Origin of the sequence: Polaribacter sp. (genome assembly GCF_039939415.1) — a bacterium.
GTDB lineage: Bacteria > Bacteroidota > Bacteroidia > Flavobacteriales > Flavobacteriaceae > Polaribacter.
This window is the reverse complement of the sequence record NZ_JBDVJE010000016.1, coordinates 45,270-66,254: the sequence shown is the minus strand read 5'-3', so window position 1 is coordinate 66,254 and position 20,985 is coordinate 45,270. Positions and strand designations below refer to the sequence as shown.

Below are 20,985 nucleotides of genomic sequence, written 5' to 3'. Positions count from 1 at the left end.
TTTATTTTTAATAAGCATAAACATTCTTAAATTTACAACTAAACCAATATTAAAATATGTTAGAATTAGCCGGAATCATCATTTTAGGAATATTAGCTCAATGGGTTGCATGGAAATTTAAAATTCCTGCAATTTTACCTTTAATTTTAATTGGATTATTAGTGGGACCAATAGCAGCTGAATTTTTAAGTGAAGACGGTACCAAATGGATTGAACCAATTTGGAATGGAAAAAAAGGACTGTTTCCTGGAGATAGTTTGTATTATTTTGTTTCGTTAGCAATTAGTATTATTCTTTTTGAAGGTGGTTTAACGTTAAAAAGAAGTGAAATTAAAAATGTAGGACCCGTTATTACAAAATTGATAACATTAGGGTCTGCAATTACTTTTTTTGGAGCTGGTATTGTAGCTCATTATGTTTTTAATTTAGGATGGGAACTTTCTTTTCTTTTTTCTGGATTAATTATAGTTACAGGGCCTACAGTAATTACACCAATTCTTAGAAATATACCCTTAAAGAAAGATGTGTCTACGGTTTTAAAATGGGAAGGTATTTTAATAGATCCTATAGGTGCATTAGTAGCAGTATTAGTTTTCGAATTTATTAGTGTTGGTGGTGATAGTGGTTTTACAAAAACGGCTCTTATGGAATTTGGTAAAATTCTACTTTTTGGTACCACTTTTGGTTTTACATTTGCTCATGCTTTGGCGTATGCAATTAATAAAAAGCTAATTCCACATTATTTACTAAATGTGGTTTCTTTATCTACAGTTTTATTGGTTTTTGTAGAATCTGAAATATTTGCTCATGAATCCGGACTTTTGGCTGTGGTAGTAATGGGTATGGTTTTAGGTAATGGAAAACTAGAAAACCTTAAAGAACTACTTTATTTTAAAGAATCTTTAAGCGTTTTATTAATTTCTATTTTATTTATTTTATTATCAGCAAACATTAATATAGAAGATTTAATATTATTGTATACCTGGAAAACAGTAGCTCTTTTTGCTTTAGTAGTTTTTGTTATTAGACCTTTAGCAGTTTTTGCAAGTACTCGAAATTCTAAACTAAAATTTAACGAAAAACTTTTTATAAGTTGGGTAGGTCCAAGAGGTATTGTAGCTGCAGGTATTGCTTCTTTATTTGGTAGTAAATTAATTAAACAAGGTGTAGTAGGCGCAGAATATATAACACCTTTGGTGTTTATGATTGTTTTAGGAACAGTGTTGTTTAATGCAACAACAGCTAGATTATTTGCTAAAATGGTAGGTGTTTTTCTTAAAACATCTCAAGCAATATTAATTGTAGGAGCCTCAAATCCTTCTAGATTAATTGCGTCGTACCTAAAAGAAAAAGGAAGAAGAGTAATTTTAATAGACTCTAATAAAGAATTTATAGAACAAGCAGTAAAAGCAGGTTTAGATGCTTATAAAATAGATATTTATAATGAAGATTTAACGGATAATATTGAGTTAAATGATGTAGGATATTTAATAGCAATGACTAGTAGTGATGCTGTAAATAAATATGTAGTGAGTAGCTTTTCTAAAAATTTTGGAGAACATGGTTCTTATAGGTTGGCTTCTTCTAATGAAATTTTAGACCCAAATTTAAGTGCAGAAGAAAAGAATAGTTTTTTTACACCTAAAGATGATTACATTAACTTAAGTGAAGCTTTTAGAAATAACCCTAAAATTTATGAATTAGAAATCTCTACAGAAGAAGAATATACAACAATGGTTTCTAAAGTTTTTAACGAATCAAGATCTGTACCATTATTTGTTAGAAAAGATGATAAATTATTTTTAATTCAAGAATATGAAAAATTAGAAGGTAATAAAGATAATTGTACATTAATTTATCTAGGAAAAAACGTGTAAATTTTTAAGAAAAATAGGTAGACTCAATTTCTTTTGCATCTTTTATAATTTCTACAGGATATTTATACAAATCTAAAATTTTAATTGCATTTCTAGTTTTTAGTTTTCCCTGTTTTATTTTGTGATCAAAAAAGAGATTGTTATTTTCAATTTTTTCACTAAAATGGTATAAATCATAGTTGTCTTTTACCAATAATTCGGTTAATTCTATATCATGTGTAGAAACCAAAACAGTATGGTGTTCTTTATTTAAATAAGATAAAATAGCTTTGCCTCCAGAAATTCTTTCAATAGTATTTGTGCCTTTAAAAATTTCATCTAAAACAAATAAACATGGATTTTTATCTTTAGACGCTTTTATTAAATCTTTTATTGTAAGTACTTCTTGTAAATAATAACTTGTATTATCTAGTAAATTATCTGTAATTCTAATAGAAGAATATATTTTATAAAAAGGTGCAGTATAAGTATCTGCAAAACAAAAATTAAGTGTTTGTGCTAAAATACTATTAATGGCAACTGTTCTAATAAAAGTTGTTTTTCCAGACATATTAGAACCTGTTAAAAGCATGCTTTTATTTAATAAGTGGGTATTGTTTTCAATACAATTATCAATTAACGGATGATAAATAGCAGTTGCTTTTAATTCATTATTATCATTAAATTTAGGGGTACATATCTTTAAGTTTCCAGATTTTAAAGATGCAGTAGAAATTGCAGTATCAATTTCTCCAATAAAAAGAAATAAGTCTTCTATACTTTTTCGATTTTTAGTGATAGAATCTATAAAACTATAAAATACCAAATACTCAACATTAAAAAGTATTTTAATTATTTCTGCTAGAAACCAAAAAATGAATAAAAACTCATTAGTAACATTTTTTTCAAAAGCTATAAACTCTGTTTTAAATTTAATAGATTTTATACATTCAATAAAAGAAAGGCCTTTAAAATGTGCAGCTATTTCTGGGGTTTTGATTAATTTCAAACTCACCTTTAAAGTTCTAGATAATTGATTTACACCATTTAAATAATAAGTAACATTATGTTTGTTTTTGTAATGAAAAAATAAATTCATAGAAAAAACAAGAACTAATAAAAGGCTAAATACTGGATAGAAAAATAATAATATAATAGAAGAAATTGCAGTAATTGTTAAGCTTTTAACAATCCATAAATTTTTTGGCTTTTCTAATTGTTTATGGTTAATAAGTTCTTCTAAATAATAAGAATTATTGTTGTTTAATTTAGAAAGTTCTAATTGACAAGAAATACTTAAATCTTTATTTTTTTGAAAAAAAGCAGTTAGGTTATCAAATTTTTTTAATTCTTTAAGAGTGCCAATTGTTCTTAATTTAAAGTATAAATATTGTTGTCCAATTTTAGAAGATGTTCTATCTACAAACTTAAAAATGTCATCAATATCAAAATCTACTTTACTTTTTTCTGATAAAATATGGTAAGCTTTATCTTTATTATGATTATTATTAAAATATTTACTAATGACAAAGAAATTATAATAAGATTGTTTTTTTTCTTTTCCCCAATTGTTATAAAGTGATTTTTTAAATTTTTTTAGACGTTTTTTTTTGATAAAGTTATTAATCAAAAACCATAAAATTAAAATAAATGTAGTTCCAACAAAGTAATTCATAAGTTTAAAATAATATAATTATATGTAGAAACAATATAAATAATGTTACATATCTAACTCAAAAGTTTGACGTAATTTGTCAATAAGAGGGTTCATTTCTTTCATCTTATTAAATTTCTCTTGTGGGGTATATGCAAACCTTTTTTCTATCTTTTCATTCAAAACAACTATAATGTCTATACCATAATTGTTTAATTTTTCTCTTAAGAAATTTAATAATTTGGGTCTTCCTTTTCTAAACTGATCTTCCATTAATTTATTAGGAACCGTAAAACTTATTTTAAAATTTTGATCTAATTTAGGTAAATCTGTACCTACAATAGAAGCGATGCTTCTTTCTCCTTTAGAAATCAATAATTTTACATATTCTTGCCAAAGTTCTTGAAGTTTTTCTTCGGTAAAAATATCTTTTGGATGATTGTCGAAATTTTCTTCTTCAGCAGTTTTTTTAACTTCTTTTTTCTGATGAATACTCTTTAAAGAAAGCGAAGAAGTACGTTTTGTGGCAGACTTTAAAATAGGTTTTGCTAACTTAGGTTTTAGAGTTTCAACCTTTGGTTGAGTAACAACAGTTTTTTGCTGAATAGGTTTTGCAATCTCTTTTACAGCAGGAGAAAGTGCCTGAAAAAATGTGGCAGGAATTATGTAGTTAGCTGATTTTTTTTTTTCTCCATCAAAAGTGATAGAGGCAATTTGCATAATGGTTAATTCAACTAACAATCGTTGGTTTTTACTAGCTCTGTATTTTAAATCGCAATCATTAGCTTTGTTAATGGCTTGCATTAAAAAAGGGATACTTGCTTTAGTAGCTTGTTCTATATATTTCTTTTTAGTAGTATCACCAACTTCTAACAAATCTATAGTTACTTTGTCTTTTGCTACTAATAAATCTCTAAAATGACTGGCAAGTCCATTTATAAAATGATGGCCTTCAAAACCTTTAGCTAAAACAGTATTAAAAGCATTTAAAACTTGTGGTATTTTATTCGATAGCATTAAATCTGTCATATTAAAATACGTATCATAATCTAAAACATTTAAGTTTTCTGTAACTGCTTCTCGGGTTAAATTAGTACCCGAAAAACTAACAACTCTATCAAAAATAGACAATGCATCACGCATTGCACCATCTGCTTTTTGAGCAATAATATGTAATGCGTCATCTTCTGCAGTTATCTTTTCTTTTTCGCAAATTACTTTTAAATAGTTTTTTGCATCTAAAACACCTATTCTTTTAAAATCGAAAATTTGACAACGAGATAAAATTGTAGGAATAATTTTGTGCTTTTCTGTAGTTGCTAAAATAAAAATAGCATGTGCAGGTGGTTCTTCTAAAGTCTTTAAAAAAGCATTAAAAGCGGCTTGAGATAACATGTGTACCTCATCTATAATATATACTTTGTATTTACCAGTTTGTGGCGGAATTCTAACCTGGTCTGTTAGACTTCTAATATCATCTACAGAATTATTAGAAGCCGCATCTAACTCAAAAATATTAAATGCAAAATCTTCGTCTGCAGCAACTTCTGCATTTTGTTGATTTATTTTTTTTGCTAAAATTCTTGCACAAGAAGTCTTACCAACTCCACGAGGACCTGTAAATAAAAGCGCTTGCGCTAAATGATTGTTTTTTATAGCATTCTCTAACGTGTTTGTAATGGCTTGTTGCCCAACAACATCCTCAAAGTTTTGAGGTCTGTATTTACGTGCAGAAACTATAAAATGCTCCATTTATTGTTTTTTTGTTAGGTTAACAAAAGTAAGGTTCTACTTCTTTTTTTACAAGAAGGTTTCTTAACAAAATGCTAAAGTTGTAAACAACTTGTAAATAGTAACAGATTATTACGACTATATGTATAATTTTGAATTAGAGTTCTGAAAATTGTGCTGAGAATTTGGTTGATTATTCTTAGTACAATTTTCTATTAAAAAATTTAATTTAGTGTAAATGAAAAATTTAAAATTAGTTGTTACCCTTAGTGTTTCTTTATTGTTAATTACTTTTTTTTGTTTTGCTAAAAAGATAGACAATCAACAAGATAGAAAATATTTTATGCAAAGTAAAAACACAAAAGTAGCTTACTTTGCAAGTGGTTGTTTTTGGTGTGTAGAAGCTATTTTTGAAAGTGTAAGTGGAGTAGAAGAGGCTGTTTCTGGTTATGCAGGTGGGCATACATTAAACCCAACTTACAATTCTATTGGTACAGGTAAAACAGGTCATGCAGAAACTGTTGCTGTATATTACAACCCAAACATGGTTTCTTTTAAAACTTTGGTAAAAGTATTTTTTGGTTCACATAATCCTACAACCGTTAACGGACAACATCCAGATTATGGAACGCAATACAGATCTATTGCTTTTTATAGCAATGAAACAGAAAAACAAATTATAGAAAAAGCCATAAAATTATTAAATAAAACAGTTTATGATGATAATATAGTTACTGAGGTTACTAAATATACTAAGTTTTATAAAGCAGAAGAATATCATCAAGATTTTGAGCAAAGAAATCCAAACCAAGGTTATGTAAAAGCAGTTTCTACACCAAGGTTAAATCGTTTTAAGCAGAAGTTTTCTCAATTATTGAAAAAGGGAAAGTTCCATTAAATAAAATTTAAAAATCGCTATCGTTTTTGTGTATGCTTTGTTGCGTGGTTTAAGCAATGAATTTAATAAATAAAACACGAACGGCGAAAAATTCCGGAGGAATTTCCCAAGTTAGCCAAAACCAGCAATAAAGTTTATTCGTTGTTGTGAAACGTTATATTAGTTTTTCCCTTTCTTAATTATTTTAACAGAATTGTTTTTTTGTTCTGTAATTGTTTCTAGTTTTTCTTCTGTTATTAATTCAGAAACATTGTTTTTCTGTTCAGTAATTGTTTCTAGTTTTTCTTCTGTTATTAATTCAGAAACATTGTTTTTTTGTTCTGTAATTGTTTCAATTTCTCCTTTTTTTTTAGAATTATTTTTTTCTGAGCATGAATAGAAAAAAAAACTGAATAACGCTAATGTGATAATTTGTAATTTCATAATTAATTGTTTTTAAATTGGTTAAATAATATATTTTTTATTTTATATAATTGATTTGTATCAAAAACTGTTCCACTTAATGTTTTACAACTTAAGATGATTATGACCTTCGTTTTAATGACTTATAATAGCCGTTAGCGAAGTTTGTGTTATTTTTTGTTAAAATCAATACCAAAAAGTATATGCTTTTAAAGTTGTAAGATTTAATATGTTTTTCTGTTATTGATGCAATTTTTTTTATAAAAATAAACGAATCAAGCTAAGTTTAAGGAGAAGATTGTAATAAAATTTGTTTTTTTAACATTTAGTCTTGTTTTGGAAGCTAAAAAAAGCTCTGTTTTTTAAGTTTTAAAAACAGAGCTTTTTATTTTTTAGAGTAAATGTTCTTTTATTTATTATCTTTTAAAAAGAAAAAACCTCACAAATCTAAAGTTTTAGATTGTAAGGTTTTAAAAATATTTAGGGGCAAAATTTTATTCAAAAATAAACACTTAACAATCTACTAAGATATTTTGTTTTCTTTTTCTTTAACATGATTAATATCATGATTTGTAATTTTATATAAATTAAATTACGCCAATATTATTAATACAAAACCTCACATTTCTGTGAGGTTTTGTATTAATAATATTCTATTCAATTACACCATTATCAACGAGTAATCTTTCTTCTCTATTCGCAACTTCCCAAGCAGTATGAAAAATTAAACGAGTTCTTTTTGCTAATAAATGATATTCAATTTTATCTGGAGTATCTGTATGTTTATGGTAATCTTCATGTGTACCATTAAAATAAAAAATTACAGGTATATTGTGCTTAGCAAAATTATAATGATCTGACCTGTAGTAAAAACGATTTGGGTCATTTTCATCATTATACTTATAATCTAAATTAATGTTAGTGTATTTTTTATTCATGTTTTCAGAAACAGTGTGTAACTGCGTGCTTAACTTATCTGCACCAATTAAATATACATAATTAGAATCTTGTTTGTGTAAATCATCAACTCTACCAATCATATCTATATTTAAATTACAGACAGTATTTGTTAGAGGAAAGATTGGGTTTTCAGTATAATATTTAGAGCCTAACAACCCTTTTTCTTCTCCTGTAACGTGTAAAAATAAGATAGATCTTTTAGGCCCTTTACCATCTTTTACTGCTTTTTTAAATGCTTCTGCAATTTCTAAAATAGCCATAGAACCAGATCCATCATCATCTGCACCATTGTAGATTTTGCCATCTTTAACACCAACATGATCTAAATGTGCAGAAATTACCACAATTTCATTTGGTTTTTCTTTTCCTTTTATAAAAGCTAAAACATTTTCAGAATCTTTTAATTTTCTTCTTCTCGCATTTTTGTTTAACCAAGCTTCTGGTATTTCTTGGTAATAATCATCTTTACCAATAGGTGACATAATTTTTTGATTTACATAAAAATCTTTTAAATATTTAATGGCTTTTTTTTGTCCAGGTTCTCCTGTATCTCTTCCTTCAAACTCGTCTGAAGCAAAAATATACAAATGTGTTTTTAAATTTTCTGCAGTAATTGTAGCTGCATATTTTGCTGCATAATCTGTTGTTTTATCTTCTTTTGAAGCTTTTTGACTAGAACTGCAAGAAACAAAAAGTAAAAGAGCAAATAAGTAAAATATTTTTTTCATTGAATAAGTTAGATAAAAGGTTTTTATAATTGATTATCAAATCAAATTTATTATTTGTTTATAATAAATTGTTGTAATGTTTTGTTAAATTTAACAATATCTTTAGGAAAAAGATGGTCGAAATGATTGTTTTTAATTAATTCTGATGGATTTCCAGTAACAAAGGTGTTTTCTGTAATTAAAACAATTTCATCTGATAATTGAATAGCTAAATTAACTTCGTGTGAAGAAATAATCACTGTTTTTTTAGTTTCTGACACCAATCTTTTTAATAAAGAAAATATTTTGATGGTGTGATGCATATCTAAATGAGCTGTAGGTTCATCTAAAATAATAATTTCTGTATCTTGGGCTAATGCTCTTGCAATTAAAACTCTTTGTAACTGACCATCACTTAACTCGTAAAAACGATTGTTTTTAAGGTGTTCTATTTCTGTTTGTTGAATGGCGGTTTCTACTTTTTGTATATCTTCTTTAGATAATTTATCAATCCAATTTGTATAAGGTTGTCTTCCTAATGCAATAAGTTCATAAACAGTTAATTGACTTTCATGTAAACGTTCTGTTAATACCAAACTTAGTTTTATAGAAAGTTCTTTTTCAGTGAACTTTTCAATGTTTTTTTTATTGATAAAGATTGTGCCAGATATTGGTTTTTGCACTTTAGAAAATGTTTTTAAAAGTGTAGATTTACCAATACCATTTTTACCTAAAATAGTAATTAGTTTTCCTTTTTCAAATTCAATATTGATATTAGAAGCAATGATTTTATCCTGCTTTTTTTGTTGATAACCTATAGAGAGATTTTCAGTTTTTAAGATGATATGTTTGTTTATTTCTTTAATGACTTTTATTTTTTTGTTAGCGGTTCAAAGGCTCAAAAGTTTAACTTGTTTGCTTTTTTTACACTGTTATTTTATTACTTATTTTCAATTTACCACTTATTTCAATTTATTTAACGAATGTTAGACTGAGCTTGTTGAAGTCTTTTCACTCTGCAACTTTGCAACTAATTTTAACTTTGCAACTTCTTTATACAAATATCTTTTTCTTTCTGATTAACAACCAAATAACTACAGGTGCACCAAATAATGATGTAATTGCATTAATTGGAAGCGTAAATTCGCTAGTTGGTAATTGTGCAATCATATCGCAAACTAATAAAACAATGGCACCAATAATTGCAACAGCTGGTAATAATATTTTATGATTTGAACTAGAAAATAGCATTTTTGCAATATGTGGTACTGCTAAACCAACAAAAGCTATTGGGCCAGAAAAAGCAGTAATTACTCCTGTTAAAATGCTAGTAATTAGTAGTATAATATTTCTACTTTTTTTTACATTAATCCCTAAACTTTTTGCATAATTTTCTCCCAATAAAAAACTGTTTAAAGGTTTTATAACGGAAATTGTTCCTAGAATTCCTATGGTATAAATTAGTGCAAAAACGGTGATTTCATTCCAAGTTAAATTTCCTAAACTACCAAAACTCCAAAATAAATATTGCTGAATTTGAGTTGCTTCAGAAAAATAAGCTAAAACACTTATTATAGCAGATGTTAATGAACCAAACATCAATCCAATAATTAAAATAGACATGGTATTTCTTACTTTATTGGCAGCAATAATTACTGCAGACAAAACTAAAAAAGCTCCTAAACTTGCAGCTATTGGTAAAGACCAACTAGAAACAGAACTAGTTAATAAAAAGCCACCAAAAACTGAAGAACCTAATATTAAAATAGCAACACCCAAACTTGCGCCAGATGAAATACCTAATACAAAAGGGCCTGCTAAAGGATTTCTAAATAATGTTTGCATTAACAAGCCACAAATAGACAAACCAGAACCCACTAAAACTGCTGTTATTGCTTTTGGTAACCTAAAATTGATGACAATTGTTTCCCAACTTTCTTTGATTACATTGCCTCCAAAAATGCTGTTAAAAATATCTTTAAAAGGTATAGAAACTGACCCAAAACTTATGTTTAGAAAAAACAAAACAATCAGTAAAGCTGATAGAATTATAAATTGTTTTGTAATTTTTTTTTGTTTCATTTATAGATTTTTCTGGTGTAGAGTAATCAATATTTTATTTTAATCTATCAAATGCTTTCTAGAGTGTAATTTAACTTAATAATCATTTAAAAAAGCAACTAATTTTTGAATTGCAACACCTCTATGTGAAATGCTGTTTTTTTCTTCTGAAGTCATTTCTGCAAAAGATTGATTATAACCTTCTGGTTTAAAAATAGGATCGTAACCAAAGCCTTTTTCTCCTTGTTTTCTAGTTAAAATTTCTCCTATGCAAATTCCTTCAAAAATAAATTTTTTATCATCAATATTTAATGCAATCGCTGTTCTAAATTGAGCTTTTTTGTTTGTTATATATTCTAAACTAGCTAACAATTTTTGCATATTTTTTTCAGAATTTGCAGGTTCTCCAGCAAAACGAGCAGAATAAACTCCGGGTTTACCATTTAAACTTTCTACTTCTAAACCTGTATCGTCTGCAAAACAATTAAAACCAAATTTATTAGTAATATAATCTGCTTTTAATTTTGCATTTCCTTCTAAAGTAGTTGCTGTTTCATCAATTTCATCAAAACAATTTATGTCTTTTAAACTCAATAATTCAATTGATTTTGGTAACATTTCTTGTACTTCTTTTAGTTTATTTAAATTGTTAGTGGCAAAGACGAGTTTCATCAAAAGAATAGATTTACAGCAAATGTAATCATTTTATAGGTGTTATTTTATTGGTTTTACTGATTAATTAATCAAAAATATACTGTAAATTGCAAAAACTTAAAAACGCTGAAACTATTGTTATTATTGGTTTGTCGTGTAAATGTCGGGTTAAAATCAATGAAAATGTTTATCAAAAGTAAAAATCTAAAGTAACATTGTATGATAAATAAAAATATATATACAATGAAGCAGCCAGAACTAGGAAAACGAATTTCTGAATTACGAAAAGAAAAAGGATTAACGCAAGAAGAGTTGGTAGAACAATGCAATATCAATGTAAGAACAATTCAAAGAATTGAAGCAGGAGAAGTTTCCCCTAGAAGTTATACAATAAAAACAATTTTAGAAGTTTTAGGCTTTAATTATGATGAAATTTTTCAAGAAATTTACGTTTCAGGTAAATTCGATAAGTTTTTAGGAATCAATAAAGATAAAATTTATAAGCAATTAAATCTTGCGGTTATTTTTGGAATTATATATTTTGTTATTGGTTTTATAGAAATTGCAACAGAATATTATAGAGTAACAGATAATAGGTTTTTATTAGAGAATTCAGTTTATATTTTAGTAAAATTTATTTCTATTCTATCATTTACTTTTTTTATTCGTGGTTTTATAATTGTGGGTAATATTTATAAGAATTACTTCTTAGAGATAATAGCGTTTATTGTTTTAATAACTTATTTCCTTTTTGGTGTTTATGATGTTTTTTCTCTTTTCTTTTTTGATGAAATTATTCAGTTTTTAATTGTAGCAAGAATAATATCTTTTGGAGTATTAAGTGTTTTGTTAGGAGTTGGAATGATAAAACTCAAAGAAAAATTAGGGAACCTTCCTTTGGTTGTAGGGGTTTTAGAAATTATTGCTGGAATTTTTTTAATGTTTTTTCTTGTAGAATTAGGTGTAGCAACTATATTTCCGCTTCAACTTTTAGAAATTATTTTATTGTATAAAATAATTAAAATCAAAAGCTAGGAAGTAAGAATTTATTCTTTTAGTAAAGTTTCTCTTTTACTCATGATGATAAGGTTCATTCTTTAAAATTGTAAAACCTCTGTAGAGTTGTTCAACAATAAATAAACGAATCATTTGATGGGAAAATGTCATTTTAGATAATGATATTTTCCCAACAGATTTTTTATAAACTGCTTCAGAAAAACCGTAAGGACCACCAATTACTAAAACTAATTGTTTAATACCAGAATTCATTTTTTTTTGTAAATACTGAGAAAATTCGATAGAAGTAAAATGTTTCCCTTTATCATCTAACAAAACCAATTGATCTGTGTTTTGTAGTTTCGATAAAATTAAATTGCCTTCTTTTTCCTTTTGTTGCACTTCACTTAAATTCTTTACATTTTTAATATCGGGTATAATTTCTAATTCAAACTTTATATAGTGTTTTAATCGGTTTTGATATTCATCAATTAACTGAATCAAATTTTTATTATCAGTTTTTCCAATGGCAAGTAATTTAATTTTCATGCTTCAAAATTACGAATTATGTAGTATGATTTCCTATTTTTACATCAGAATAAAATTTAAGTATGATTACAGAAGCACAATTTCAAAACGAATTAGATTTAATTATAAAAAACGCAATTAGAGAAGATATAGGAGATGGAGATCATACATCTCTTTCTTGTATTCCTGCAGATGCAACAGGTAAAGCTAAGTTATTAGTAAAAGATGAAGGAATTATTGCAGGAGTGGAGTTTGCTAAACAAGTTTTTAAATATGTTGATGCAGATTTACAAGTAGAAACATTTATAAATGATGGAGAAAAAGTAAAATATGGAGATGTAGTTTTTTATGTTTCAGGAAAATCTCAATCCATTTTAATGGCAGAACGTTTGGTTTTAAATGCAATGCAAAGAATGAGTGCTATTGCTACTAAAACTGCTTTTTTTGCAAATTTATTAAAAGGGACAAAAACCAAAGTTTTAGATACTAGAAAAACAACCCCAGGAATTAGAGCTCTAGAAAAATGGGCTGTAAAAATTGGAGGAGGAGAGAATCATCGTTTTGCATTGTATGATATGGTTATGATTAAAGATAATCATATAGATTTTGCAGGTGGAATAACTGCTGCAATTACAAAAACTAAGAATTATTTAGCCGAAAAAAATATTGATATTAAAATTATTGTAGAAGCCAGAAGTTTAGAAGAAATCAAAGAAATTCTTTCTGTAGATGGGGTTTACAGAATATTAATTGATAATTTTAATTATGAAGATACTAGAAAAGCTGTAGCTTTAATTGGTAATACATGTTTAACAGAATCTTCTGGTGGAATTAATGAAAAAACCATTAGAAAATATGCAGAATGTGGTGTCAATTTTATTTCTTCAGGTGCTTTAACGCATTCTGTTTATAATTTAGATTTGAGTTTAAAAGCGATAGATTAATGCTTGATAATTACTTTGATAGTAAAACTTTTTTAAAAGTTGATTTTACAAAATCAACAATCAAAAAAGGTGAATATGATAATTGTACGTTTACAAATTGTAATTTAGAAAACGTTCATGCATCAAATATTCAGTTTGTAGAATGCGAATTTGTAGATTGTAATTTTAGCAACGCAATTTTAGACAATACTGCATTTAAAGATGCTCAGTTTATAAATTGTAAAATGATAGGATTAAGATTTAATAAATGCGATCCTTTTTTATTACAGTTTTCATTTAAAGATTGTCAATTAAATTTTTCGTCTTTTTATCAATTAAAAATTCCGAATACAAAATTTAGTAATTGTAATTTACAAGAAGTAGATTTTACAGAAGCGATTTTATTGAATTCTGTATTTGATGATTGCGATTTAAAATTAGCTACTTTTGATAGAACTATACTTGAAAATGTAGATTTTAGAACTGCATATAATTTTAATATCAATCCCATAGAAAGTAAGGTAAAAGGGGCAAAATTTAGTAAAGAAAATGTAGTTGGATTACTGACTGAATTTAAAGTTGTAGTTGAATAGAAATGAGTAAAGAAATAGAAGACAAATTAGAAAAAATACCAATTATAAATCTTTTGGTAAAATTTGGAAAGAAAATTAAAATTCCAGGTTTAGAAGGTATGTCTTTATATGATGTATTAGAAATGTACATTATTGGTATTGTAGAAGGCGCTTTAACAACTAGAGCAGGAGGAATTGCTTTCAGTTTTTTTATGGCTGTTTTTCCATTTATGCTATTCATTTTAACGTTAATTCCCTACATTCCAATAGAAGGTTTCCAGGATGGATTGTTTTCATTTATCAAAGAAATTTTACCACCACAAACTTTTGACGCTGTTAATGTTGTTTTAGGAGATATTATTAACAACCAATATGGAGGTTTGCTTTCTTTTGGTTTTTTATTGTCCATATTTTTAATGACAAATGGTGTGAATGCCATTTTTGGAGGATTTGAATATTCGTATCATATTACTGATGTTAGAAATGTTTTTAAATCGTATTTTGTTTCTCTTGGAGTTTCTTTATTAATGTCACTTTTCTTAATTGTAACCATAACAACACTTATATTATATCAAGTTGCTTTGTCTAAAATTGATGAAATTGGTTGGTTTAATACCAGTGACTTAAATTTGTTTTATATTGGTAAAAATGCAGTTTTCTTAGTGATGATTTTCACCATTGTTTCTTTGTTATTTAGATATGGAACAAAGCAAGGAAAAGAAGTGAAGTTTTTTTCTGCAGGAGCAATTTTAACAACTGTTGTATCTTTATGTACGTTTTATTTATTCGGTATTTATGTTGTTAAATTTGCACAATACAATCAATTATATGGTTCTATTGGTACACTTTTAATCTTAATGTTATTTGTTTGGCTAAATGCAATTATTCTTTTATTGGGGTTTGAATTAAATGCTTCTTTATATGCATTAAGACAAAGAAATAAAATCGATTCAACTTTATAACATTTATAAGTTTTTAACGATATTTGCACGCGCAATTTTCAATTGCAAGTGTTAAATTTTAAGTGATGAGTTTTAAGTGATATCACTTAAAACTAAAAACTAAAAACTAAAAACTATTTTAATGAAACCAAGCATCCCAAAAGGAACAAGAGATTTTTCGCCAACAGAAGTAGCAAATCGTACCTATATAATGAATACGATTAAAACTAGTTTTGAAACTTTCGGATTTCAACCAATTGAAACACCAAGTTTTGAAAATTCATCAACTTTAATGGGAAAATATGGTGAAGAAGGGGATAGACTTATTTTTAAGATTTTAAATTCTGGTGATTTTTTAAAGAAAGCAGATGATCAGCTTTTATCAGAAAAAAACAGTTTAAAAGTTACTTCTCAAATATCAGAGAAAGCACTTCGTTACGATTTAACAGTACCTTTTGCAAGATACGTTGTACAACATCAAAATGATATTACATTTCCTTTTAAAAGATATCAAGTGCAACCCGTTTGGAGAGCAGATAGACCGCAAAAAGGACGTTTTAGAGAATTTTTTCAGTGTGATGCAGATGTTGTTGGAAGTAAATCGCTTTGGCAAGAAGTTGAGTTCATTCAATTGTATGATACTGTTTTTAGTAAATTAGGTTTATCTGGAACAACTATCAAAATCAACAACAGAAAAATATTATCTGGAATTGCAGAAGTTATTGGTGCACAAGATAAATTAATCGATTTTACAGTAGCTTTAGATAAGTTAGATAAAATTGGTAAAGAAGGTGTTGTAAAAGAAATGTTAGCTAAAGGAATAACGGAAGAAGCTATTAAAAAAGTAGAACCTTTGTTCGATTTTACGGGTTCTAATTTAGATAAGTTAGCTTCTTTAGAAAAGATGTTAGCTTCTTCTGAAGAAGGAATCAATGGAGTAGAAGAGTTGCGTTTTGTGATTAATTCTATTTCAGCATTAGGTTTAGAAACTGCAGCTTTAGAAGTAGATGTAACTTTAGCAAGAGGCTTAAATTATTACACAGGCGCAATTTTTGAAGTATCTGCACCAAAAGGTGTAAAAATGGGTTCTATTGGAGGTGGAGGAAGATATGATGACTTAACAGGAATCTTTGGATTAAAAGATGTTTCTGGTGTAGGAATTTCTTTTGGATTGGACAGAATTTATTTGGTTTTAGAAGAATTAGGTTTGTTTAAAACAGTTGATTTACCAAAACCTAAAGTTATTTTCTTAAATTTTGATGCTTCTACAGATGTTATCAAAATGAAAGCTATTAAAGTTTTAAGAGAAAATAACGTTAAAAGTGAATTTTATCCTGATTTGGGTGCAAGTAATAAAGCACAAAAACGACAATGGAAATATGTAACTAACAGAGCAATAGAATTTGTGGTTTCTAAAGTAGAAAACGATGATTTTACTTTAAAAAACATGAATTCTGGAGAACAAGAAGATTGTTCGTTATCTGAATTAGTAAATAAGTTAAAAGCATAAAATTATGGTTTTATAATTTTTATCGATTATTAAACTAAGATAATACGTTGCAAACACGTAAATTTGCACTTTAATATAGATTGAAATGTTTGAATTGAGCAGCAAAATGAATGACGAAAGAATTGAAGAATTAGGAGAAGATCACATTGGTACATCAGCCAAAACTCCATTAAGAGCAGATGCTTTTGATATTTCTGACGCAGAAAAAATTAATAAAATCCAAGACAGTGTTAAAGATATTCTTGAAACTTTAGGTATGGATTTAACAGACGATAGTTTACAAGGCACACCTAAAAGAGTTGCTAAAGCTTTTGTAAATGAATTGTTTATGGGGTTAAATCCTAAAAATAAACCAAAAGCATCTACGTTTGACAATAATTATAATTATGGTGAAATGTTGGTAGAAAAGAACATTGTTGTTTATTCTACTTGCGAGCATCATTTATTACCTATTATTGGTAGAGCTCATGTTGCTTACATTTCTGATGGAAAAGTAATTGGTTTGTCTAAAATGAACAGAATTGTAGAGTACTTTTCTAAAAGACCACAAGTTCAAGAGCGTTTAACAATGCAAGTTGTACAAGCAATGCAAGAAGCTTTAGGAGTACAAGATGTTGCTTGTGTAATTGATGCAAAACATTTATGTGTAAATTCTAGAGGAATTAAAGATATTGAAAGCTCTACTGTTACCGCAGAATTTGGTGGAAAATTTAAAGAAAAAGAAACTAAAAGAGAGTTTTTAGATTATTTAAAAATGGATACAGATTTTGATTAGAAGTTTTTTTCTCATACAAATAAAAAAAACCGTTTAGAAATTTCTAAACGGTTTTTTAGTATATTAAATTGTGATTTAATTATTAATTAAAACCCATTCTCCTTTTTCAATTAAAGGAATTGCTTGTTTAAATTTAACAACTTTTTCTTCACCACTCATTACATTTTTAATGGTAACACGTTCGTTTCTACCAATTTTTGGTTGATCACGTACAATTGTTTCTACAGGTTCAGAAGATTGTTGACGAGAGTTTTCGATAGCTTGTTCTGTAGTGTTTTGTACATCAGCTTTACTCGTATTTAAACGCTCTCTTTTTTGTTGACGTGCTTCAGATATTTGTGTTGTATCTTGTGCAGGTAGTTCTCCTTTAAATAAGAAAGATAAAACTTCTTTATTTATATCATCTACTGTTTGTTTGAATAATTCAAAAGCTTCAAATTTATAAATTAATAAAGGATCTTTTTGCTCATAAGATGCATTTTGTACAGATTGTTTTAAATCATCCATTTTACGTAAATGATCTTTCCAGTTTTCATCTATAATTGCTAATGTGATGTTTTTTTCGAAATCTGTAATTAAACTTTTTCCTTCACTTTCATAAGCTTCTTTTAAGTTGGTAACAACTTGTAAAGATTTAATTCCGTCTGTAAAAGGAACTACAATTCGTTCATATCTATCACCTTCATTTTCAAAAACATCTTTAATTACAGGAAATGCTAAAATCGCATTTCTTTCGATTTTGTTTTTGTAATGTTCAGTTACTAAATCGTATAATTTATCTGTTAACTCTTTTTCTGATAACTTATCAAATTCTTCTTCAGAAAATGGAGAAGTCATAGATGAAAAACGAATTAATTCAAATTCGAAATTCTGAAAATCTTTTGTAGGTTTGTTCGCATTGATAATAGATTCGCAAGTATCATAAATCATATTTGCAATATCTACTTGTAATCGTTTTCCATCTAAAGCATGTCGTCTTCTTTGGTAAACAAATTCACGTTGAGAGTTCATAATATCATCGTATTCTAACAAACGTTTACGAATACCAAAGTTATTTTCTTCTACTTTTTTCTGTGCTCTTTCAATAGATTTGGTAATCATAGAATGTTGGATTACTTCACCTTCTTTTAACCCCATTCTATCCATCATTTTTGCAATTCTATCAGAACCAAAAAGACGCATTAAATTGTCATCTAAAGCAACATAGAATTGAGAAGAACCAACATCACCTTGTCTACCAGCACGTCCTCTTAACTGTCTGTCTACTCTTCGAGAATCATGTCTTTCTGTACCAATAATAGCCAAACCACCAGCATTTTTTACTTCGTCAGATAATTTAATATCTGTTCCACGACCTGCCATATTTGTTGCAATGGTTACAATCCCTGGTTTACCAGCTTCAGCAACAACATCTGCTTCACGTTTGTGTAATTTTGCATTTAAGATATTATGAGGAATTTTACGCATTTGTAACATTCGTCCTAATAATTCTGATATTTCTACAGATGTTGTACCAACAAGTACAGGTCTTTTTTGTTCAACTAACTTTACAATATCTTCAATAACTGCGTTGTATTTTTCACGAGCAGTTTTGTAAATTAAATCTTCTTTATCATCTCTCTGAATTGGTTTGTTTGTTGGAATTTCTACAACGTCTAATTTGTAGATTTCCCATAACTCACCAGCTTCCGTAATCGCTGTTCCTGTCATACCAGACAGTTTTCTGTACATTCTAAAGTAATTTTGTAATGTTACAGTAGCAAAAGTTTGAGTAGCATCTTCAATTTTTACATTTTCTTTTGCTTCAATTGCTTGGTGTAATCCATCTGAATAACGACGACCGTCCATAATACGACCCGTTTGTTCATCAACAATCATTACTTTGTTTTCCATTACAACATACTCAACATCTTTTTCAAAAACAGTGTATGCTTTTAAAAGTTGATTCATTGTATGAATGCGTTCACTTTTTACGCTAAAATCTTTGTAAAGTTCTTCTTTTTGAGAAGCTTTTTCTTCTGTAGGAATTTCAGAATTATCAATCTCTCCAATTTTTACCCCAATATCTGGTAAAACAAAGAAACTTTCATTATCTGTTCTTTTAGATAAATCTGCAATTCCTTTGTCAGTTAAATCAATTTGATTATTTTTTTCTTCAACAACAAACCATAAATCTTCATCTACTTCTGGCATTAATTTGTTGTTATCTTGCATATAATAATTCTCAGTTTTCTGCAATATTTGCTTAACACCTTCTTGCGATAAAAACTTTATTAAGGCTTTGTTTTTAGGTAAACCTCTGTAAACTCTTAAAAGTAAAAAACCACCATCTTTATCATTTCCTTCTTTAATTAGTTTTTTGGCTTCAGCCAAAACACCAACTAAATGATTTTTTTGTAACGTAACTAAATCTGCTACTAAAGGTTTTAATTCTGTAAACTCATGTCTATCTCCTTGTGGTACAGCTCCAGAGATAATTAATGGAGTTCTAGCGTCATCAATTAAAACAGAATCTACTTCATCTATAATAGCATAATTAGGAGCTCTTTGAACTAAATCGTCTTTAGAATTAGCCATATTATCTCGTAAATAATCGAATCCGAATTCGTTATTTGTTCCGTAAGTAATATCTGCATTGTATGCTTTTCTTCTTTCGTCTGAATTTGGTTGATGATAATCTATACAATCAGTTGTAAAACCATGAAACTCAAAAATTGGTCCCATCCAAGCTTTATCACGTTTTGCTAAATAATCATTTACAGTTACTAAATGAACCCCTTTACCTGTTAAAGCATTTAAATAAACAGGTAATGTAGAAACTAATGTTTTACCTTCTCCTGTCATCATTTCTGCAATTTTACCTTGGTGTAATACAGAACCACCAATTAATTGCACATCATAATGCACCATATCCCAAGTAACAGGTTTACCTGATGCATCCCAAGAGTTTGCCCAAAAGGCTTTATCTCCTTCTAAAATAACATTTTCTCTTTCTGCAGATAATTCTCTATCATAAGGGGTAGCAGTTACTTCAATTTCTTCATTTTCAACAAAACGTTTTGCAGTTTCTTTGACAACAGCAAAAGCTTCTGGCATTATTTTAATTAAAGTTTGTTCTGAAACTTTATAGGCTTCATCATTTAAAGAGTCTATTTCTGTATAAATATCTTCTTGACGATCTATTTCTACAGTTTTAGCTTCTTCTTCTAAAGAAATAATTTTATCATTAAATTCTTTAGTTGCATCTTTTATTCTTTCTTTAAATTCTATGGTTTTTGCACGTAATTCATCGTGAGAAAGTTTAGAAAAAGCAAGTTCGAATTTTTTTACATCTTCAACTACTGGTTGTAATCCTTTTAAATCTTTTTGTTGTTTATCTCCAACAAAAAGTTTAATAACTGAATTTAAAATATTCATTTTATATATCTATGTTTTTTAGTTACTTACGTAACTGTGTTATTTGGATTTGAGATCAAGTTATAATAACCTGAAAAAAACATTTTATCGATTAAAAAAAAACAAAAAAAAAGCCTCTTTAGAGACTTTATATTTTTTTAATTTTAATTTAGTATTCATCCTCATTCCAAAGATAATCATCTTCAGTTGGATAATCTGGCCAAATCTCAACAATTGAGTCATATGCATCACCTTCGTCTTCTATATCTTGTAGGTTTTCTACTACTTCTAAAGGAGATCCAGTTCTAATAGCGTAATCTATTAACTCGTCTTTGGTTGCTGGCCAAGGTGCATCTGCTAAATAAGATGCTAATTCTAATGTCCAATACATTTCTTATTGTTTAATTTTGTGCAAAAATAA

Annotated in this window: 18 protein-coding genes; 8 read left to right on the top strand and 10 right to left on the bottom strand. The window is 27.6% G+C overall.

Annotation, left to right across the window (positions count from 1 at the left end):
* The first annotated feature begins 56 nt into the window (after positions 1-56).
* A complete protein-coding gene (locus tag ABJG40_RS03330) occupies positions 57-1,877 on the top strand; it encodes a sodium:proton antiporter (RefSeq protein WP_348023163.1) in 1,821 nt (606 codons plus the stop codon).
* 4 nt (positions 1,878-1,881) lie between these two features.
* Here the strand turns inward: ABJG40_RS03330 and ABJG40_RS03325 are convergent, their stop codons facing one another.
* Positions 1,882-3,531, bottom strand: coding sequence for a DNA mismatch repair protein MutS (locus tag ABJG40_RS03325; protein WP_348023162.1), 1,650 nt, complete (start codon positions 3,529-3,531; stop codon positions 1,882-1,884).
* Positions 3,532-3,576: 45 nt separating this feature from the next.
* Positions 3,577-5,262 (bottom strand): DNA polymerase III subunit gamma/tau, encoded by a 1,686-nt coding sequence (gene dnaX, locus ABJG40_RS03320; protein WP_348023161.1) that lies wholly within the window; start codon positions 5,260-5,262, stop codon positions 3,577-3,579.
* A gap of 217 nt (positions 5,263-5,479) precedes the next feature.
* Here dnaX and msrA point away from each other — a divergent pair, with 217 nt between their 5' ends.
* Complete coding sequence (gene msrA, locus ABJG40_RS03315; protein WP_348023160.1) at positions 5,480-6,139, top strand: peptide-methionine (S)-S-oxide reductase MsrA; 660 nt, start codon at positions 5,480-5,482, stop codon at positions 6,137-6,139.
* A 159-nt stretch (positions 6,140-6,298) separates the two neighbouring features.
* On the opposite strand, the gene ABJG40_RS03310 is transcribed toward msrA, so the two are convergent.
* The 5 genes from ABJG40_RS03310 to ABJG40_RS03290 form a co-directional block, all read right to left on the bottom strand.
* Positions 6,299-6,562 (bottom strand): hypothetical protein, encoded by a 264-nt coding sequence (locus ABJG40_RS03310; protein ID WP_348023159.1) that lies wholly within the window; start codon positions 6,560-6,562, stop codon positions 6,299-6,301.
* 632 nt (positions 6,563-7,194) lie between these two features.
* Complete coding sequence (locus ABJG40_RS03305) at positions 7,195-8,229, bottom strand: M28 family metallopeptidase (RefSeq protein WP_348023158.1); 1,035 nt, start codon at positions 8,227-8,229, stop codon at positions 7,195-7,197.
* Between the two features lie 50 nt (positions 8,230-8,279).
* A complete protein-coding gene (locus ABJG40_RS03300; protein ID WP_348023181.1) occupies positions 8,280-8,975 on the bottom strand; it encodes an ABC transporter ATP-binding protein in 696 nt (231 codons plus the stop codon).
* Between the two features lie 286 nt (positions 8,976-9,261).
* Positions 9,262-10,290 carry an iron ABC transporter permease gene (locus ABJG40_RS03295; protein WP_348023157.1) on the bottom strand — a complete coding sequence of 343 codons (1,029 nt, stop codon included), beginning with the start codon at positions 10,288-10,290 and terminating at the stop codon, positions 9,262-9,264.
* A 75-nt stretch (positions 10,291-10,365) separates the two neighbouring features.
* Positions 10,366-10,941 (bottom strand): non-canonical purine NTP diphosphatase, encoded by a 576-nt coding sequence (locus ABJG40_RS03290; RefSeq protein WP_348023156.1) that lies wholly within the window; start codon positions 10,939-10,941, stop codon positions 10,366-10,368.
* A 225-nt stretch (positions 10,942-11,166) separates the two neighbouring features.
* On the opposite strand from ABJG40_RS03290, the gene ABJG40_RS03285 reads away from it, so the two are divergent.
* Entirely contained in the window at positions 11,167-11,958 is a 792-nt protein-coding gene (locus ABJG40_RS03285) for a helix-turn-helix transcriptional regulator (protein WP_348023155.1), read from the top strand.
* A 36-nt stretch (positions 11,959-11,994) separates the two neighbouring features.
* Here the strand turns inward: ABJG40_RS03285 and rlmH are convergent, their stop codons facing one another.
* On the bottom strand, positions 11,995-12,468 hold the full coding sequence (gene rlmH / locus ABJG40_RS03280) for a 23S rRNA (pseudouridine(1915)-N(3))-methyltransferase RlmH (protein ID WP_348023154.1): 474 nt from the start codon (positions 12,466-12,468) through the stop codon (positions 11,995-11,997).
* A gap of 62 nt (positions 12,469-12,530) precedes the next feature.
* Here rlmH and nadC point away from each other — a divergent pair, with 62 nt between their 5' ends.
* The 5 genes from nadC to folE all read left to right on the top strand — a co-directional run bounded on the left by nadC (position 12,531) and on the right by folE (position 17,168).
* Positions 12,531-13,391 carry a carboxylating nicotinate-nucleotide diphosphorylase gene (gene nadC / locus ABJG40_RS03275; RefSeq protein ID WP_348023153.1) on the top strand — a complete coding sequence of 287 codons (861 nt, stop codon included), beginning with the start codon at positions 12,531-12,533 and terminating at the stop codon, positions 13,389-13,391.
* Complete coding sequence (locus ABJG40_RS03270; protein WP_348023152.1) at positions 13,391-13,963, top strand: pentapeptide repeat-containing protein; 573 nt, start codon at positions 13,391-13,393, stop codon at positions 13,961-13,963. The genes nadC and ABJG40_RS03270 overlap by 1 nt, the downstream gene beginning before the upstream one ends.
* Before the next feature lie 2 nt (positions 13,964-13,965).
* A complete protein-coding gene (locus ABJG40_RS03265) occupies positions 13,966-14,904 on the top strand; it encodes a YihY/virulence factor BrkB family protein (protein WP_348023151.1) in 939 nt (312 codons plus the stop codon).
* 121 nt (positions 14,905-15,025) lie between these two features.
* Entirely contained in the window at positions 15,026-16,393 is a 1,368-nt protein-coding gene (hisS, locus tag ABJG40_RS03260) for a histidine--tRNA ligase (RefSeq protein ID WP_348023150.1), read from the top strand.
* A gap of 85 nt (positions 16,394-16,478) precedes the next feature.
* Positions 16,479-17,168 (top strand): GTP cyclohydrolase I FolE, encoded by a 690-nt coding sequence (gene folE / locus ABJG40_RS03255; RefSeq protein WP_348023149.1) that lies wholly within the window; start codon positions 16,479-16,481, stop codon positions 17,166-17,168.
* A 75-nt stretch (positions 17,169-17,243) separates the two neighbouring features.
* Here folE and secA read toward each other — a convergent pair whose 3' ends face one another.
* Both secA and ABJG40_RS03245 read right to left on the bottom strand, forming a co-directional pair.
* On the bottom strand, positions 17,244-20,585 hold the full coding sequence (gene secA / locus ABJG40_RS03250) for a preprotein translocase subunit SecA (RefSeq protein ID WP_348023148.1): 3,342 nt from the start codon (positions 20,583-20,585) through the stop codon (positions 17,244-17,246).
* A gap of 148 nt (positions 20,586-20,733) precedes the next feature.
* Entirely contained in the window at positions 20,734-20,955 is a 222-nt protein-coding gene (locus ABJG40_RS03245) for a DUF2795 domain-containing protein (RefSeq protein WP_065318236.1), read from the bottom strand.
* Positions 20,956-20,985: the final 30 nt, after the last annotated feature.

Bases quoted from the DNA above. Each gene is read 5' to 3' on its own strand.
- ABJG40_RS03325 (WP_348023162.1), bottom strand. From the start codon at position 3,531: ATGAATTACTTTGTTGGAACTACATTTATTTTAATTTTATGGTTTTTG.
- ABJG40_RS03295 (WP_348023157.1), bottom strand. From the start codon at position 10,290: ATGAAACAAAAAAAAATTACAAAACAATTTATAATTCTATCAGCTTTA.
- secA (WP_348023148.1), bottom strand. From the start codon at position 20,585: ATGAATATTTTAAATTCAGTTATTAAACTTTTTGTTGGAGATAAACAA.
- ABJG40_RS03270 (WP_348023152.1), top strand. From the start codon at position 13,391: ATGCTTGATAATTACTTTGATAGTAAAACTTTTTTAAAAGTTGATTTT.
- ABJG40_RS03290 (WP_348023156.1), bottom strand. From the start codon at position 10,941: ATGAAACTCGTCTTTGCCACTAACAATTTAAATAAACTAAAAGAAGTA.
- nadC (WP_348023153.1), top strand. From the start codon at position 12,531: ATGATTACAGAAGCACAATTTCAAAACGAATTAGATTTAATTATAAAA.
- ABJG40_RS03330 (WP_348023163.1), top strand. From the start codon at position 57: ATGTTAGAATTAGCCGGAATCATCATTTTAGGAATATTAGCTCAATGG.
- hisS (WP_348023150.1), top strand. From the start codon at position 15,026: ATGAAACCAAGCATCCCAAAAGGAACAAGAGATTTTTCGCCAACAGAA.
- ABJG40_RS03305 (WP_348023158.1), bottom strand. From the start codon at position 8,229: ATGAAAAAAATATTTTACTTATTTGCTCTTTTACTTTTTGTTTCTTGC.
- dnaX (WP_348023161.1), bottom strand. From the start codon at position 5,262: ATGGAGCATTTTATAGTTTCTGCACGTAAATACAGACCTCAAAACTTT.
- rlmH (WP_348023154.1), bottom strand. From the start codon at position 12,468: ATGAAAATTAAATTACTTGCCATTGGAAAAACTGATAATAAAAATTTG.
- msrA (WP_348023160.1), top strand. From the start codon at position 5,480: ATGAAAAATTTAAAATTAGTTGTTACCCTTAGTGTTTCTTTATTGTTA.
- ABJG40_RS03285 (WP_348023155.1), top strand. From the start codon at position 11,167: ATGAAGCAGCCAGAACTAGGAAAACGAATTTCTGAATTACGAAAAGAA.
- ABJG40_RS03310 (WP_348023159.1), bottom strand. From the start codon at position 6,562: ATGAAATTACAAATTATCACATTAGCGTTATTCAGTTTTTTTTTCTAT.
- ABJG40_RS03265 (WP_348023151.1), top strand. From the start codon at position 13,966: ATGAGTAAAGAAATAGAAGACAAATTAGAAAAAATACCAATTATAAAT.
- ABJG40_RS03245 (WP_065318236.1), bottom strand. From the start codon at position 20,955: ATGTATTGGACATTAGAATTAGCATCTTATTTAGCAGATGCACCTTGG.
- folE (WP_348023149.1), top strand. From the start codon at position 16,479: ATGTTTGAATTGAGCAGCAAAATGAATGACGAAAGAATTGAAGAATTA.